This is a genomic window from Streptomyces sp. NPDC034111 (assembly GCF_055575375.1).
Genome location: NZ_JBVIST010000002.1, coordinates 132,510 through 147,775 on the forward strand (window position 1 = coordinate 132,510; position 15,266 = coordinate 147,775).

Annotated in this window: 15 protein-coding genes; 10 read left to right on the forward strand and 5 right to left on the reverse strand. The window is 73.2% G+C overall.

The window, feature by feature from the left end:
• Positions 1 to 31 precede the first annotated feature (31 nt).
• Positions 32 to 1,204 (forward strand): 8-amino-7-oxononanoate synthase, encoded by a 1,173-nt coding sequence (locus ACZ55A_RS06345; RefSeq protein ID WP_468835103.1) that lies wholly within the window; start codon positions 32 to 34, stop codon positions 1,202 to 1,204.
• Here ACZ55A_RS06345 and ACZ55A_RS06350 read toward each other — a convergent pair.
• The 5 genes from ACZ55A_RS06350 to ACZ55A_RS06370 form a co-directional block, all read right to left on the reverse strand.
• Positions 1,182 to 2,459: a cytochrome P450 gene (locus ACZ55A_RS06350; protein WP_468835106.1), complete on the reverse strand. Its 1,278-nt coding sequence runs from the start codon at positions 2,457 to 2,459 to the stop codon at positions 1,182 to 1,184. The genes ACZ55A_RS06345 and ACZ55A_RS06350 overlap by 23 nt on opposite strands.
• Positions 2,456 to 3,595 carry a biotin synthase BioB gene (gene bioB, locus ACZ55A_RS06355; RefSeq protein ID WP_468835109.1) on the reverse strand — a complete coding sequence of 380 codons (1,140 nt, stop codon included), beginning with the start codon at positions 3,593 to 3,595 and terminating at the stop codon, positions 2,456 to 2,458. Before bioB ends, ACZ55A_RS06350 begins: the two co-directional genes overlap by 4 nt.
• Before the next feature lie 130 nt (positions 3,596 to 3,725).
• On the reverse strand, positions 3,726 to 4,442 hold the full coding sequence (gene bioD, locus ACZ55A_RS06360; protein WP_468835112.1) for a dethiobiotin synthase: 717 nt from the start codon (positions 4,440 to 4,442) through the stop codon (positions 3,726 to 3,728).
• Between the two features lie 51 nt (positions 4,443 to 4,493).
• Positions 4,494 to 5,786, reverse strand: a complete 1,293-nt coding sequence (locus ACZ55A_RS06365) for an adenosylmethionine--8-amino-7-oxononanoate transaminase (protein ID WP_468835114.1) — start codon at positions 5,784 to 5,786, stop codon at positions 4,494 to 4,496.
• A 60-nt stretch (positions 5,787 to 5,846) separates the two neighbouring features.
• The gene (locus ACZ55A_RS06370; RefSeq protein WP_468835116.1) at positions 5,847 to 6,848 is read right to left on the reverse strand and encodes a zinc-dependent alcohol dehydrogenase family protein; all 1,002 of its coding nucleotides are present in this window, start codon (positions 6,846 to 6,848) and stop codon (positions 5,847 to 5,849) included.
• Between the two features lie 103 nt (positions 6,849 to 6,951).
• Here ACZ55A_RS06370 and ACZ55A_RS06375 point away from each other — a divergent pair, with 103 nt between their 5' ends.
• The 9 genes from ACZ55A_RS06375 (at position 6,952) to ACZ55A_RS06415 (ending at position 15,234) form a co-directional block, all read left to right on the forward strand.
• Entirely contained in the window at positions 6,952 to 7,401 is a 450-nt protein-coding gene (locus tag ACZ55A_RS06375) for an acyl-CoA thioesterase (RefSeq protein WP_468835119.1), read from the forward strand.
• Positions 7,402 to 7,403: 2 nt separating this feature from the next.
• Positions 7,404 to 8,081 (forward strand): energy-coupling factor ABC transporter ATP-binding protein, encoded by a 678-nt coding sequence (locus ACZ55A_RS06380; RefSeq protein ID WP_468835121.1) that lies wholly within the window; start codon positions 7,404 to 7,406, stop codon positions 8,079 to 8,081.
• Positions 8,078 to 8,734 (forward strand): CbiQ family ECF transporter T component, encoded by a 657-nt coding sequence (locus tag ACZ55A_RS06385; protein ID WP_468835124.1) that lies wholly within the window; start codon positions 8,078 to 8,080, stop codon positions 8,732 to 8,734. The genes ACZ55A_RS06380 and ACZ55A_RS06385 overlap by 4 nt, the downstream gene beginning before the upstream one ends.
• Positions 8,731 to 9,318, forward strand: a complete 588-nt coding sequence (locus ACZ55A_RS06390) for a biotin transporter BioY (RefSeq protein WP_468835127.1) — start codon at positions 8,731 to 8,733, stop codon at positions 9,316 to 9,318. The genes ACZ55A_RS06385 and ACZ55A_RS06390 overlap by 4 nt, the downstream gene beginning before the upstream one ends.
• Positions 9,319 to 9,324: 6 nt before the next feature.
• Positions 9,325 to 10,899: an AMP-binding protein gene (locus ACZ55A_RS06395; protein ID WP_468835130.1), complete on the forward strand. Its 1,575-nt coding sequence runs from the start codon at positions 9,325 to 9,327 to the stop codon at positions 10,897 to 10,899.
• Complete coding sequence (locus ACZ55A_RS06400) at positions 10,892 to 12,130, forward strand: thiolase family protein (protein ID WP_468835133.1); 1,239 nt, start codon at positions 10,892 to 10,894, stop codon at positions 12,128 to 12,130. Before ACZ55A_RS06395 ends, ACZ55A_RS06400 begins: the two co-directional genes overlap by 8 nt.
• 72 nt (positions 12,131 to 12,202) lie before the next feature.
• Positions 12,203 to 13,093 carry a LysR family transcriptional regulator gene (locus tag ACZ55A_RS06405; protein WP_468835136.1) on the forward strand — a complete coding sequence of 297 codons (891 nt, stop codon included), beginning with the start codon at positions 12,203 to 12,205 and terminating at the stop codon, positions 13,091 to 13,093.
• A 66-nt stretch (positions 13,094 to 13,159) separates the two neighbouring features.
• Positions 13,160 to 14,104 (forward strand): EamA family transporter, encoded by a 945-nt coding sequence (locus ACZ55A_RS06410; protein WP_468835139.1) that lies wholly within the window; start codon positions 13,160 to 13,162, stop codon positions 14,102 to 14,104.
• A 167-nt stretch (positions 14,105 to 14,271) separates the two neighbouring features.
• On the forward strand, positions 14,272 to 15,234 hold the full coding sequence (locus tag ACZ55A_RS06415) for a phosphotransferase family protein (RefSeq protein ID WP_468835141.1): 963 nt from the start codon (positions 14,272 to 14,274) through the stop codon (positions 15,232 to 15,234).
• Positions 15,235 to 15,266: the final 32 nt, after the last annotated feature.

The following is a 15,266-nucleotide window of genomic DNA, read 5'->3' on the forward strand; positions in this document are numbered from 1 at the left end:
GCAACCACCGGACCACATGAGGGAGTTCCGCATGGCGCAGCCGGAGCACGACCACCAGCCTCCCCCGGAAGCCGTGTTCGGCTGGCTGGACGACAGCGCCCGGCGCCGGGAGCGCGCCGGTCTGCGCCGGGACATGCGGGTCCGGGACGCCACCGGGGCGGGGATCGATCTCGCCGGGAACGACTACCTCGGTCTCTCCACCCACCCCGAGGTCACCGCCGCGGCAGCCGAGGCCGCCAGGGTCTGGGGGGCCGGTGCGGGTGCGGCCCGGCTGGTGACCGGGACCACGCGGCTGCACGAGGACCTGGAGCGGGAGCTCGCCGCGTTCTGCGGGACCGAGGCAGCGCTCGTCTTCTCCTCCGGCTATCTGGCCAATCTCGGTGCGCTCACCGCCCTCTGCCGGCCCGGCAGCCTGGTGGCGGCGGACGCCACGAACCATGCCTCGCTGATCGACGGCTGCCGGCTGTCGGGGGCCGAGGTGGTCGACCTCCCGCACCACGACACCGCCGCGCTGGACAAGGTGCTGGCCACCCGGCAGCAGCAACGGGCGCTGGTGGTCACCGAATCGGTCTTCTCGGTGGACGGGGACCTCACCGCTCTGGACGAGGTGCACGCCCTCTGCCGTCGGCACGGCGTCGGCCTGCTGGTGGACGAGGCGCATGCGCTCGGCGTGGTGGGCGACCGGGGCGAGGGCGCGCTGGGGGCGGCCGGACTGGCCGGGAGTCCCGATACGATCGCCACGGTCACCCTGTCCAAGTCGCTCGGTGCGCAGGGCGGCGCGGTACTGGGACCGCGCCGGGTGATCGAGCACGTACTCAACAGCGCGCGCAGTTTCCTCTTCGACACGGGGCTCGCCCCGGCCTGCGCGGGAGGTGCGCTGGCCGGGCTCCGCCTCCTGGGGCGGGAGCCGCAGCGGGTTGCCCGGGTGCGTGCCGTGGCGGGCCGGCTGCACGCCGGGCTGGCGGCCGCCGGGCTGCCCGTGGCCCCGGTCCGGGCTGCCGTGGTGTCCGTACGGGCCGGTTCCGCGCACGGTGCCGTTGCCTGGCGGGAGCGCTGCCGTGCGGCGGGCGTCGAGGTGGGGTGTTTCCGTCCGCCGTCGGTGCCGGACCGGTTCTCCCGGTTGCGGCTCACCGCCCGGGCGGACCTGACGGATGATCAGGTGGACCGGGCGGTGCAGGTGATCACGGACTGCCGTCCCGGCTGACCGCTCCGGCCCGCCGGACCGGAACGGCCGGCGGGGCCCGGAACGACAGCAGCCCCCGCATCGGAACGTCCTCGGGGGCACGGGCCAGACGCAGGTCGGGCAGCCGGGCGGAGACGGCCCGCAGCACCCGCTCGGCCTCCATCCGGGCGAGTGCGGCGCCGGGGCAGCGGTGCCGGCCCAGGCCGAAGGAGAGATGTTCCCGGGCGTGCGGCCGGTTCGGGCGCAGCAGCTCGGGGGCTTCGAACACCTCGGGGTCGGAGCCGGTGGCCGCGAGCATCAGCAACAGCCTGGCGCCCTGGGGCAGTTCGACGCCGCCCAGGCGGGCCGGCCGTGCCGTCACCCTCCGCCAGGTGGTCAGCGGCGGCTCGCGGCGCAGCATCTCCTCCGCCCAGGCGGCGGCCAGCGCGGGCTCCCGGCCCAGCCTCGGCCACAGCTCGGCGTCGGACAGGGCGCGCAGCAGCATGGTGGCGAGCATCTGTCCGGTGGTGGTCTGCCCGGCGATCACCATGAAGTAGCAGACCGCGATGGTCTCCTGGCGGGTCAGCGGCGTACCGTCCGGGTGCCGGTGGGCGGCGAGCAGCCCGAGCAGCCCGCCGCCGGGCGCCGCCCGCTCGGTGAGGCCGCCGAGCCACTGGTGGAACTCGGCGGCGAGCCGGGCGAGCGGCAGCTGACGTTCGCGGGGCGGAGCGCCCCAGAACAGCTCCAGTGAGGCGTCGTTCCAACGGGCGAGCAGGTCGATGTCGACATCGACCTCCCCTTCCAGCCCCAGCACCCGGAGCATCACCTCGAAGGGCAGGTCCCGGGTGAGGGTGGCCACCAGGTCACAACTCCCCCGGTCCGCGAGCTCCTTCTCGATCCGGTCCAGGCGCGGCGCCATCAATTGGTCGACCAGCGGCGCGGCGGCCGCCACCCGGTCGCGGCGGAGCATGGTGGTGATCAGCCGGCGCAGTCCGGCGTGGCTGTCGGTGCCGTTGTTGGCGAGCGTCGGCGGCAGTGTGAATCCGGCCGCTGCCAGCGCGCGCAGCGCGGGTACCGACATCGGGACCACGGCGTCGAGGGCGTTGTCCGGACGGTAGAGATCCGGATCGAGCAGTACCCGGCGCACCTCACGGTGGGTGCTGACCAGCCACAGCCCGGTCGCGGGGTCGTGGTGGACCGGGCTGGTCTCCCGCAGTGTCGCGTACACCGGGTAGGGGTCGCGCAGGAACTCCGGCGAGAACAGCTCCACCGCGGGGCAGGAGGGTCTGGAGGTCACCTGTCCGCCTGCTGCTCCGGGGTGGGCGGCAGGGCGTTGGGCGGCAGCGCCGTTCCCGTACCGCGCCGGCGTACCTTGACCACATCGTCGCGGTGCTCGGGCATGGTGGTCTCCGCCATGCCCTCGACGACGAAGCCGGCGTCCCGAATCATGTCCAGGTCCGCGGCGCCCGGCTGGCCCTCGCTGGTCAAGTAGTCGCCGAGGAAGATGGAGTTGGCGATGTGCAGGGCCAGCGGCTGCATCCCGCGCAGATGGATCTCCCGCCCGCCGGCCAGCCGGACCTCGACATCGGGGCAGACGAACCGGACCATGGCCAGGATGCGCAGACAGTGCTGCGGGGTGAGGGCCCACTCGGCGGCCAGCGGCGTGCCCTTGAAGGGCATCAGGAAGTTCACCGGCACCGAGTCGGGGTCCATGGCGCGCAGGGAAAAGGCCACATCGACCAGTTCCTCGGGGCCTTCGCCCATCCCGGCGATCAGACCGGAGCAGGGCGAGAGCCCGGCGGCCTTGGCCTGTTCGACGGTCTCGATCCGGTCGGTGTAGGTGTGCGTGGTGCAGATGTCCGCGTACCGGTCGCCGGCGGTGTTGAGGTTGTGGTTGTACGCGTCCGCGCCCGCCTCGCTCAGCTGCTCGGCCTGGCCGTCGGAGAGCAGCCCGAGGCATGCGCAGACCTCGACGCCGGGGCTGCTCTCCCGGATGGCGGCGATGGTCTCCGACACCCGGCCGATGTCACGGTCGGTGGGGCCCCGCCCGCTGGCCACCAGGCACACCCGCTTGGCGCCCGCCGCGATGCCCTGTGCGGCGGCCTCCGCCGCCTCGTGGGGTTTGAGCCAGGTGTACTTGAGGATCTCAGCCTGTGAGCCGAGCCGCTGCGAGCAGTACGAGCAGTCCTCCGGGCACAGGCCGCTCTTGAGGTTCACCAGGAAGTTGAGCTTCACCCGGCGGCCGAAGTAATGGTGGCGCACCCGGGAGGCGCCGGCCACGACGTCGAGAATCGCCTCGTCGGGGGTCTTGAGCAGGGCCAAGGCCTCTGCCCGGGTGGGTAATTCACGGCGCAGTGCCTTGTCGACCAGTGTGCCGATCAGTGCGTCGGGGGCGGTGTGGGTGGTGGTGTGATCGGTGGAGGTGTGGTCCACGGGGGTGTCCTTCCCGCTCGGACGTGCGCGATCCGGATGTCGGTGTGGCTGACCCGTGGCCGAGTATTCTCCGGCGCGCGGCACCGGTAAAGGGTCCAACTCCGGACAGCGGGCAGCGGGGTGTCTTCCCTCAGGACTGCGCTTGCCGGACGAACTCCGCGGCGTCGAACTCCCCTCCCAGCTCCGCGCCCAGCCCGGCCCGCGCAGCTGCGGCGAAGTCCTGGCGGTCCAGCGCCGCCATCGCCCGCGGAAGGACGCCGAGCAGCGGTGCTCCGGCCATATCAGGGAGGTCGGTGAGGTTGCAGCGCATGGCCAGATCCGGCTGCGCGGGCCAGCTGCCGATGACCACCCCGCGCAGTTGAGCACCCCGGTGTGCCAGGGCCTCGGCGGTCAGCGCGGCGGGGTTGAGCGTGCCGAGCCCGGCGGTGGCGACCACCACGACCGGCGCCGCCAGGTCCGCCGCGAGGTCCGCCAGGGTCCAGCCCTTGTCGTCGAACCGCGCCAGCAGACCGCCCGCTCCCTCGATCAGTACGAGGTCGTGGTCGGCGTCCAGGGCCTGGACCACCGCGGCCGCGGCGTCCCTGGGGACTCCCGGCAGCCCCGCGCGGCGGGCGGCGGTGGCGGGCGCCAGCGGCTCGGGGTAGCGCGCGAGTTCATGGGTGGCGAGCGGGCCGGCCAGCCGTGCCACCTCGGCGAGGTCGCCGTCCTGGCCGGGTGCCAGCCCGGTCTGGGCGAGTTTCACCGCGGCGACCCGCAGCCCCCCGGCCAGTGCGAGCGCCGCCATGGCGGCCGTGGCGACGGTCTTTCCGACCTCTGTGCCGGTACCGGTGACGGCCAGCAGTGCCATCGTCTCTCCCTTGTCCGGGCCGAATTCGGTTGCCTCGCGTGGTACTCCGGCTCAGCCGGCGTGTGCCGCGGCCACCAGTGCCGCCGAGATCCTGGCCACGTCGTCCGCGGTGCAGAGGTAGGGCGGCATCGTGTAGACGAGATCGCGGAACGGCCGCAGCCATACGCCGTGCCGGGCTGCGGCCGCGGCCGCCGCGGTGACGTCGACCGGGTGGTCCAGCTGGACGACGCCGACGGCGCCGAGCACCCGTACGTCCGAGACCGCGGACAGTTTCGCCGCCTCGGCCAGCCCGTCCCGCAGCCCCGTCTCGATGCGGGCCACGTCCTGCCGCCAGGCGCCGTCCGCCAGCAGGTCCAGGCAGGCGCCGGCGACCGCGCAGGCGAGCGGGTTGCCCATGAAGGTCGGGCCGTGGGCGAGCACCGGGACCTCACCGTCGGAGATGCCCCGGGCCACCTCGGCCGTGCACAAGGTGGCCGCGAGCGACAGATAGCCGCCGGTCAGGGCCTTGCCCACACACAGCACATCCGGCTCCACCCCGGCGTGTTGGGCGGCGAAGAGCTGTCCGGTCCGGCCGAAGCCGGTGGCGATCTCGTCGAACACCAGCAGGACACCGTGCTCGCGGGTGGCGGCGCGCAGGACCCGCAGGTACTCGGGGTGGTGGAAGCGCATCCCGCCGGCTCCCTGTACCACCGGTTCGACGATGACGGCGGCCAGTTCCGGCGCGTGGCGCGCCACCGTGGCGGCCAGGCGCTCGGCGTAGCCGGCATCCACCGGGGCGTCGAACCCGGCCGGCGGCGCCTCGGCGAAGACCTGTGCCGGCAGCACGTCCCGCCACATGCCGTGCATCCCGCCGTCGGGGTCGCACACCGACATGGCGTGCAGGGTGTCGCCGTGGTAGCCGCCGCGCCAGGTGAGCACCCGGTGCCGTTCCGGCCGGCCTCGGGAACGCCAGTACTGGAGACACATCTTGAGCGCCACCTCGACCGCGACCGACCCGGAGTCGGCCAGGAAGACGTGCTCCAGGCCCTCCGGGGTCAGGGCGACCAGCCGGGCGGCCAGCTCCACCGCCGGTGCGTGGGTGAGCCCGCCGAACATCACATGGCTGATCCGGCCGAGCTGGTCCCGGACCGCCGCGTCCAGCGCGGGATGCGCATAGCCGTGGATCGCCGCCCACCAGGACGACATCCCGTCGATCAGCTCCGTACGGCCCTCGAACGGCGTGGCCAGCCGCAGCCGTACTCCGCTTCCGGACTCGACGACCAGTGGGGGCTGGTTGCCGGGCAGCGGTGCGTAGGGGTGCCAGACATGGCGGCGGTCGAACGCGAGTAACTCCTCAGGCGTCACAGCCGACGAGCATAGGCGCGGGGAACCGCGCGCGGAATGGCGCCAAGTGGGGCCGGCCGGTCAGCCGGTGAGGCGCAGCAGCACCTTGCCGAGCCGCCCCGGTCCCGCCTCCCGCAGCAGGGCCGCGCGTACGGCGGAGAGCGGATATACCCCCGCGACCTGCGAGGCGGCCGTGCCGTCCAGCACCAGGCCGTACACCTCCGCCAGGGCTTCGGTGAGCCGGTCCCGGTCCGCGGTCTGCACGGTGTGGACCCAGTCCCGGAGCCTGAACAACACGAGCCGCACGTCGGGCCGTTCGGCCGCCAGGGCCGGTGGCAGCGGGCGTCCGGAGAGCAGGCCGTAGTGCACCAGGGTGCCGTCGGTGGTGAGCGCCCGGCCCAGTTCCGCGCCCTCCGCTCCGCCCACCGCGTCCAGCACCACATCGGCTCCCCGGCCCCGGGTGATCTCGCGCAGCGCCTCGCCCGCCGCCCGGTCGGCGGTGCACACCGCGGCCGCCAGCCCGGTACCGGGCAACCGCTCCAGGCTGTGGGGATTGCGGACCACGGCGATGGGGCGGATGTCCGCCCGGTTCAGCATCCGGATCAGCATCCGGCCGATCGCGGAGGCGGCGGCGTTCACCACGACCGTCCTTGCCCCGGTCTCCCGCACATGATGACGGACCATCAGCAGGGCGGTGAGCGGATTGATGTACGCGGTGGCCGCCTGTTCGTCGGTGAGTTCGGGACGGACGGGGAAGCACCAGCGGGCGTCGGTGACCTTGGTCTCCTGCCAGGCGCCGGCGCTGCCGAGCGGAAGGACCCGCTGCCCGGCCCGGAGGCCGCTCACCTCCGGACCGGTCTCCTCGATCACCCCGACGCCTTCGAAGCCGGGCACGAACGGCAGTGCGGTGCGGGAGGCGTAGGCGCCCGAAATCGTCACCAGGTCGGAGGGGTTGATGCTCGCCAGCAGCATGCGGACGGCCACCTGGCCGGGCCCCGGCCGGGCAGGCGCATACGCTTCGGTGTCCACCACCTCGGCAGCCGGGCCGAATTCCCTGACGATGCTTCGGAGGCTCCGGGGCATCGGCGAAGTCCTCACGTGGTGGTGACAGTGCGGTGGCGGTCTGGGTACCGTGCTGTTCTCACAGGCACGGAGCTGGTGACCTTACACCGGAGAGCGGGGGTTCGTGCGGCAGCGAGTTCCGTTCTCGGACGTGGACATGCACGGCCATGTGCACAACGGCGTCTACTGCTCCTACGCGGAGACCGCGATCAACGAGTTCCTGCGCGAGGCGGGGCTGGCCGACCGTTTCGACCCGCGGGCCGATTCCCACGGCGTCGTCTATCACGTGAAGAAGATCGAGCTCCGTTACGACGGTTCGGCGGGCTTCGACGACGTCCTGGACATCACCGCGGGCGTCCAGCGCCTCGGCACCAGCAGTCTGACCTTCGCCGCCGAGGCCGTCCACGCCGCGGACCGGGCCCCGGTCGCGCGGGCCGAGGTGGTCTGGGTCTGCGTCGACAAGGAGACCGGCCGGGCCCGTCCGTTACCCGCGCCGACCCGCGAGGCGCTGGCCGCTGCTCAGCACGCCCCGGCCGGGCCCCAGGCCGCCGGGCCCCGAACCCAGGACCGGTGACCATGCGTATCACTCTGGACGGGGTGTCCGTGCGGTACGGCCCGCGCACGGTGCTGGACGGCCTCAGCATCGAGCTGACCGAGCAGCGCATCGGCGTGATCGGTACCAACGGCTCCGGCAAGAGCACCTTCGCCCGGCTGCTCAACGGCCTGGTCCTGCCCAGTGCCGGAACGGTCCTGGTCGGCGGCGAGGACACGGCCAGGGACGCCCGTCGGATCCGCCGCAAGGTCGGCTTCGTCTTCCAGAACCCGGACAACCAGATCGTGCTGCCCCTCGTCGAGGAGGACATGGCCTTCGGTCTGCGGAACACCGGTGTGCCCCGCAAGGAGATCCCGGCCCGGGTCCGCGAACAGCTGGCGAGCCTGGGCATCAGTGCCCTGGCCGACCGGCCCAGTCATGCCCTGAGCGGCGGCGAGAAGCAACTGGTCGCGCTGGCCGCGGTCCTGGTCATGCGGCCGGAGACGGTGGTGTTCGACGAACCGACCACCCTGCTGGACCTGCGCAACCGCAATCTGATCCGCGACGTGATCGCCGGGCTGCCCCAGCAGACCGTCGTCCTCACCCACGACCTCGATCTGCTGACCGGCTTCGACCGGGTGCTGGTCATCGACAAGGGCCGGGTGGTCCACGACGGCAAGCCGCAGACCGCGGTGCCCTGGTACGTGGAGCGCTGCTCATGAGGATGTCCCTGTACGTGCCCGGCACCTCACCGCTGCACCGGGCCCCGGCCGGGTGGAAGCTGGCGGGGCTGCTGGTCTGCGGCGTCGCCGTCTTCCTCACCACGTCCCCGGCCGTCCTCGGTCCGGCCGCCGCCCTCGCCCTGGTCGTGCTGCTGTCCGTACGGGCGCCCCGGGAGCAGCTCTTCGGTCAACTGCGGGGCCCGGTCTGGGTACTGGCCCTGGTCGTGGCGGTCGCCGCGCTCACCGATTCGGTGCATGCGGCGCTCGTCGTGGGGCTGCGTCTGGTCGTCCTGCTGCTGTCCGCGCTGAGCGTCACGCTGACCACCCGGACCTCGGAGCTTCAGGGCGTACTGGAGCGGGTGCTGCGTCCGCTGGACCGGGCGGGGCTGGTGAACGCGTCGGCCGTGGCGCTCGCGGTCTCGCTGGCGCTGCGCTTCATCCCGGAGGTGTTCCGGCAGTTCCAGGACATCCGGGAGGCACAGGCGGCGCGCGGTCTGCGGGGCAGTCCGCCGGCGCTCGTCGTGCCGCTGGTGATCAGGGTGCTCAAGTCGGCGGAGGAGATCGCGGCCGCCATCGACGCCCGCTGCTACCCGCCGGCCCGCGCCGGCCACCCCGACCGTCAGGAACGGCTCAGCGGAAAGGCCTCCGGATGACCGAACTACCCGTCCGTCGCAGCCTGATGGGCACTCAGGACATCGTCCTGATCGCCCTGTTCTGCGCAATCATCGTCGCGCTGGGTCTGGTCCCACCGGTCACCATCGCCATCGTTCCGGTACCGATCACCCTCCAGACGCTGGGGGTGATGCTCGCGGGAGCGGTGCTCGGTCCGGTCCGCGGCGCCGCCGCCTGCGCGCTGGTGGTACTGCTGACCGTGCTCGGGCTGCCGGTGCTGGCCGGCGGCCGCGGCGGGCTGGGCGTGATCCCCGGGCCGACCGGCGGGTATCTGCTCGGCTGGATTCCGGGTGCGTTCGTCACCGGACTCCTGGTGAAGACGGTCGCGCTACGCGTCGAACGCCGCGCGGCACAGCTCGCCGCCTACTTCGGCGCCTGCCTCGCGGGCGGGCTCCTCGTCGTCTATGCGATCGGCGTCCCCTGGACGTCGTTCACCACCGGCCTCAGCATGGGCAAGGCCGCGGTCGGCGCGCTGTACTTCGCGATCGGGGACACCCTCAAAGCGGCGGCCGCGGCGGCCGTGGCGCACAACGTACGGCGCTCCTATCCGATCGAACCGAGGTGAGCGCGGATGCCGTTGGCACAGCAGGTCGCGCGGACCGCGGCCGGACCGCGCGGCGAGCAGCCCGCCTTCACCCTCGACGGCCATATACAGACCCACCGTCAACTCGCCCACCGGGCGGCTGCGGTGGCGGCCGGACTGCGGACCGTCCGCCCGCGGTCCCGGCAGTGGTTACCCGCTGACGCGCCTCTGCTCGCCCTCGGCACCGGCAACCATCCGGCCTTCGCCGAGCTGTTCGTCGGCGCGACGGCCGGCGCCGGGGTCTGTGCCGTCCTCGACCCGCAGTGGGGCCCGGAGCAGACCCGCGCGGTACTGGACCGGCTCCGCCCCGACCTCTTGGTGCTCGCGTCCGGACAGACCGAGCTGCACGCCGTGGCCGCCGGGCTCGGCATCCGGACCCTGATTGCCGCCGACGACAACTCCCCCGGCTCGTACGAGCGTTGGCGCGACGAGTGCGCGGGCGCCGAGCCCACGGAACATCTGCTCCCCGGCGACGATGCCACCCCCTTCCTGGTCGGCTTCACCTCGGGCAGCACCGGCCTGCCGAACGCCTTCCACCGCTCCCGCGGCTCCTGGCGGATCAGCCTCGCCGAGGGCCGGAAGGTCTGGGGCATGGACGCCGGACAGCACACCCTGGCGCCGGGACCGCTCTCGCACGGCCTGAGCCTCTATGCACTCGCCGAATGCCTGGAGAGCGGGGCGGCCTTCCACGGGCTGCGCAAGTTCAGCGCCCCGACGGTGATCCGGCAGCTGGAGCCGGGCTCCATCCGCCGTCTGATCGTGGTGCCGACCATGCTGAGCGCGCTGTGTACGGCTGCCGCCGGCCCGGACGCGTCTCCGGCGCAGCCGCTCACCGCCGTCGAAACGGTGGTCAGCGGCGGCGCCAAACTCTCCCCGCACCTGCTCGCCCCCGTCGCCCGGTTACTGCCCAAGGCCCGGGTGCGGGAGTACTACGGGGCCTCGGAACTCGGCTTCGTCACCGTCGGCTCGCCCGGTCCCGACACCGCCGCCCAGGACGTCGGCACGGCCTTCCCCTCCGTCACCCTCGACATCCGCGACGCCACCGGTGTCCCATTACCGCGGGGCGCGGCCGGCACGGTGTACGTGCACAGCCCGCTCGTGAGCGACGGCTACGTATGGGGCGAGGGCAGCTTCCGTACCGACGGGGACTGGGCGACCGTCGGGGACACCGGCCGGCTCACCGAGGACGGGCATCTCCATCTCCTCGGCCGCGGCGGGATGGTGATCACCGGCGGGCTGAACGTCTACCCGTCGGAGGTGGAGAACGCCCTCGTCCGGCTGCCGCAGATCGATGACGCGCTGGTGACCTCGGTCCCGGACGACCATCTGGGCCAGGCCCTGGTCGCCGTGGTCTCCGGGGCCGGTATGCACGGCCTGAGCCGGTCCGCGGTGCGCGACCTCTGCCGCGCCGTCCTGCCCCGCTACCAAGTGCCCCGCCGTTTCTACACGCTGGCCGGTTGGCCGCTGACGTCGAGCGGCAAGATCGCGCGGGGCCGGGTCGAGGAGTGGATCGCCCATGACGACGCACGGCTCATCCCGCTCCCGGACGATCCCCGTGACTGAGGCCGCCGGGCACCTCCAACTCCCCGACGACCGGCAGCCGGTGGTGATCGCCGCCCGTCGCACCCCGCTCGGCCGGGCCGGCGGCTCGCTGGCCGGCGTCGAGGCGTCCCGGCTGGTCGCGACCGTGATCGGGGACGTACTGGCCGACGCCCGTGCGGAAGCCGGCCAGGTCTGCGAGGTCATCGTCGGCAATGCGGTCGGCGGAGGAGGCAACCTCGCACGGCTGGCCGCACTGGAGGCGGGGCTGCCGACGGAGGTGCCGGGCGTCACCGTGGACCGGCAGTGCGGCTCCGGGCTGGAGGCGATCGTGCTCGCCTGCCGCCTGGTGGCCGCGGGCGCCGGCGAGATCTATCTGGCGGGCGGCGGCGAGAGTGTGAGCACCGCGCCCTGGCGGGTACGGCCGCCGGCTCGCCGGGGCGCCCTGCCCGAGTTCTACTCCCGGGCCCGGTTCGCCCCGGAGTCGGTGGGCGACCCCGACATGGGGGTGGCCGCCGAGAACGTGGCCACCCGCTTCGGCATCGCCCGCCGCAGACAGGACGAGTTCGCCCTGCGCAGTCACCGGCGCGCGGTCAGCGCCCGGAAGAACGGCCGCTTCGCCCCCGAGATCACCCCGGTGCGCACCGGGCACGGCACCGTCACCGTCGACGAGTGCCCCCGCCCTGACACCTCCCTGGAGGCACTGTCCGCGCTGCCCCCGCTCTTCGCCGCCCCCGGCGAGGGGACGGTCACCGCGGGCAACTCCTGTCCGCTGAACGACGGCGCCGCGATGGTCGTGGTCACCAGCCGGTCGGTGGCCCGCGCGCTCGGCCACCGGCGGGTGCTCGGTTTCCTCGATGCGAGCAGCGCGGGCGTCGACCCGAATCTGCTGGGGATCGGCCCGGTGGCCTCGACCCGACGGCTGCTCGCCCGCCGCCCGGACCTCGTCGGCTCCGGTCCCGCCGGGCCGGCCGGCGCGGCGCGTATCGAGTTCAACGAGGCCTTCGCCTCCCAGGTCCTGGCCTCACTGGACGCCCTCGGCATCCCGGACGAGCGGGTCAACCTCGACGGCGGCGCCCTCGCCCTGGGCCACCCCTTCGGCGCCTCCGGCGCGGTCCTGGTGACCCGTCTCTTCAGCCAGCTGGTCCGCACCCCGGCCGCCGACACCCCGCTCGGCTCCCGGGGCCTGGCCATGCTGGGCATCGCCGGCGGTCTGGGCCTCTCCGCCCTCTTCTCCTCACAGTCAACCGACTGAGCGGGGGCGGCGATTCGGACCGCCTCCGCCCGGCAGGAAAGGCCTCCTCGGCTGCACTTATGCTGGACGGGTATGAATGTGGAGCTGCGTCATCTGCGGGCCCTCGCCGCGATCGGCGACGAGGGAACGATCACGGATGCCGCGATCGCGCTGCGCCTCAGCCAGCCCGCGCTCTCGCGCACCCTGGAGCAGCTGGAGAGCCGACTGGGGGTGCGGCTGGTGCACCGCACCACCCGCCACCTCGCGCTGACCGAGGCCGGGCAACGCCTGTGGGAGCAGGCCCACCGCATCCTCAACCAGCTCGACGATGCCCTCGCCGAGGCGGCCGCCGAGGCCGGCCCCCGGCCGCTGCGCCTCGCCTTCGCCTGGGCCGCGCTCGGCCGGCACACCGTGCCCCTGCTGCGGGCCTGGCGCGCACTGCACCCCGGTACGCCCGTACAGGTCCGCCGCCTGGACGATCCCGAGGCGGCGCTGCGCCGCGGTGCGGCGGACCTGGCCTTTCTGCGCGCCCGGCCCGCCGAGCACTCCGGGCTGGCGCACCGCGCGCTTGCGGACGAGCGGCGGGTGGCGGCCCTCCCCGAGGGCCACCCCCTCGCCGAACGCGCCACCGTACGCCTGGCCGATCTGGCCGGAGAGGCGGTCGCCGTGTGCTCCACGGCCGCCACCACCAGTCCCGGCCTGTGGCCCGAAGGGCAGCGCCCGCGCATCATCGATGTGCCCGGTGTGGACGAGTGGCTGACCGCCATCGCCACCGGAGAGGCCATCGGCGTCACCACCGAGGGCACCAGCCATCACCATCCCCACCCCGGCGTCCATTACGTCCCCCTGACCGACGCCGCGCCCGTCACGGTCTATCTGGCCTGGCCGGCCGACCCGGCCCACCCGGCCACCGGCTCCTTCCTGCACCTGGCCCAGCAGCATCTGTCACCCGACCCGCAGGCTCCCGGCCCGTACGGTTCATAACCGGCACGCATAAACCCTTCCCAACAGGCATTTCCCTCTCGGCGACGCCCCGTGCAGACTCCTGGCATGAGCACGACTGCACCGTCCGCCACTTCTCCCCCGACCACCCCTGCCCCTTCGGAAACCCCCGCCCCCGGCGGTACCGTCTCGCGCGCCGGCCGCGGCGGCGGGGTGGCGCTCATGCTGGGGAGCGCACTGTCCAACCAACTCGGCGCGGCCACCGGCTCGTTCGCCTTCCCCGTGATCGGGCCCGTCGGGGTGGTCGCCGTCCGGCAGTGGGTCGCCGCCGTGCTGCTGCTCGCCGCCGGCCGCCCCCGGATACGCTCCTTCACCCGCCGCCAGTGGTGGCCCGTCCTCGGCCTCGCACTCGCCTTCGCCACCATGAACCTCGGCCTGTACTCGGCGATCGACCGGGTCGGTCTCGGACTGGCCGTCACCCTGGAATTCCTCGGCCCGCTCGCCGTAGCCCTGGCCTCCTCCCGCCGCCTGATCGACCTCGGCTGCGCGCTCGGCGCCGCCTCCGCGGTGGCCGTCCTGGCCCGCCCGCAGCCCAGCACCGACTACACCGGTATCGCGCTCGGTCTGCTCGCCGCCGTCAGCTGGGCGGCCTACATCCTGCTCAACCGCACCGTCGGCGCCCGGCTGCCCGGTGTCCAGGGCTCCGCTGCCGCCGCGGCCGTCTCCGGCCTGGTGTATGTGCCCATCGGCATTGCCGTGCTGCTGCACCACCCGCCCACCGCACGGGCCCTGGTCTGCGCCGCGGTGGCCGGCGTCCTGTCGTCGGCGGTGCCGTTCCTCGCCGACCTCCTCGCGCTCCGCCGGGTGCCCGCGCGCTTCTTCGGCGTCTTCATGAGCGTCCATCCCGTCTTCGCCGCGCTCATCGGGCTCGTGGTCCTCGGCCAGCGACTGCACCCCGTCGACTGGCTGGCCATCACGGCCATCGTGACCGCCAACGGCATCAGCATCCTCACCCCCCACCGGCCCCGGCCCGCCAAAGGCCTCGCCGCGTAGCACTCGCCGACCGCACTCGCCTCATATGCTGCCCCGAGCCCCGCTGAAGACATACGTACGGCACCCGGAGCCCGCCCCCAACTGTCAGAATCGTGGGCGAAGTTGACCAAGGAGGCATCCGTCGACGGGGTGTACAGCCTGCCTCCCTGCTGAAGGGCGAGCGAGCCGTGCGCATTGACGCAGAGCGTGAGGGCCAGGACTGGGGCGCGACGCGTGCCTGGGCGGAGAAGGGACTGGCTGAGGAAGAGCGTATCGAGGGTGTTGCGCGGTTGCGGGGCGGTTGGACGTCGGAGATGCGCCGCCTGGACATCCGCGGGCCGGACGGCCGGCGCTCACTGGTCCTACGGTCCTTCGTCACCCCCTTCTTCGTCCGGCACGCGGAGGGTCTTCTGACGCGCGAAGCGTCCGTTCTGCGCCTCCTCGCCGACACCGACGTGCCCGCGGCCGCCCTGGTGGCCGTGGACGCGACGGCTGAGCACTGTGACCACCCTTCCCTGCTGATGTCCCGGCTGCCCGGAACCGTACGTCTCGGGGATGAAGAGGCAGGCCGGCGTGCGGAATTGCTGGCCCGTCAGTTGCTGCGCATCCACCGGCTGCCGGTGTCCGCGACGACACGGCCTCGCGGCTATCAGGCGTGGACCTCTCCCGAGCGGGTGCGGCCGCCCGAAGACACCAAGCGGCCCGAGCTGTGGCGACGGGCCGTGGACGTGATCCGCCGGGAGCCCCCCGGGCACCGGGCGTGCTTCCTGCACCGGGACTTCCATCCGGGCAATGTCCTCTTCACCGGCACCGGCGACGCTCTGCGGATCAGCGGCATCGTCGACTGGGTGGAGACCTCGTGGGGACCGGCCGACCTGGACGTGGCCCACTGCTCGACGGCCCTGGCCCTGCTGCACGGTGTTCCCGCAGGCCTGCGCTTCGCCGACCGTTACCTGGCGGCGGGCGGAACGCTGTCCGAAGACCGCGCCGCCCATCTCTACTGGCGCCTGCTCGATGCCCTGGCCTTCGCGCCGGACGCCGAGAAGGTCGCCGTCCCCTGGCGTGAACTGGACCGCGGCGATCTGACCCCCACCGTACTGACCAGCAGGCTGGAGGGTTACGTGCAGGCCCTCTTCGACCGCTACGGCTGACCCCTTACCCCACACGACGCCTGCCGTCGGTA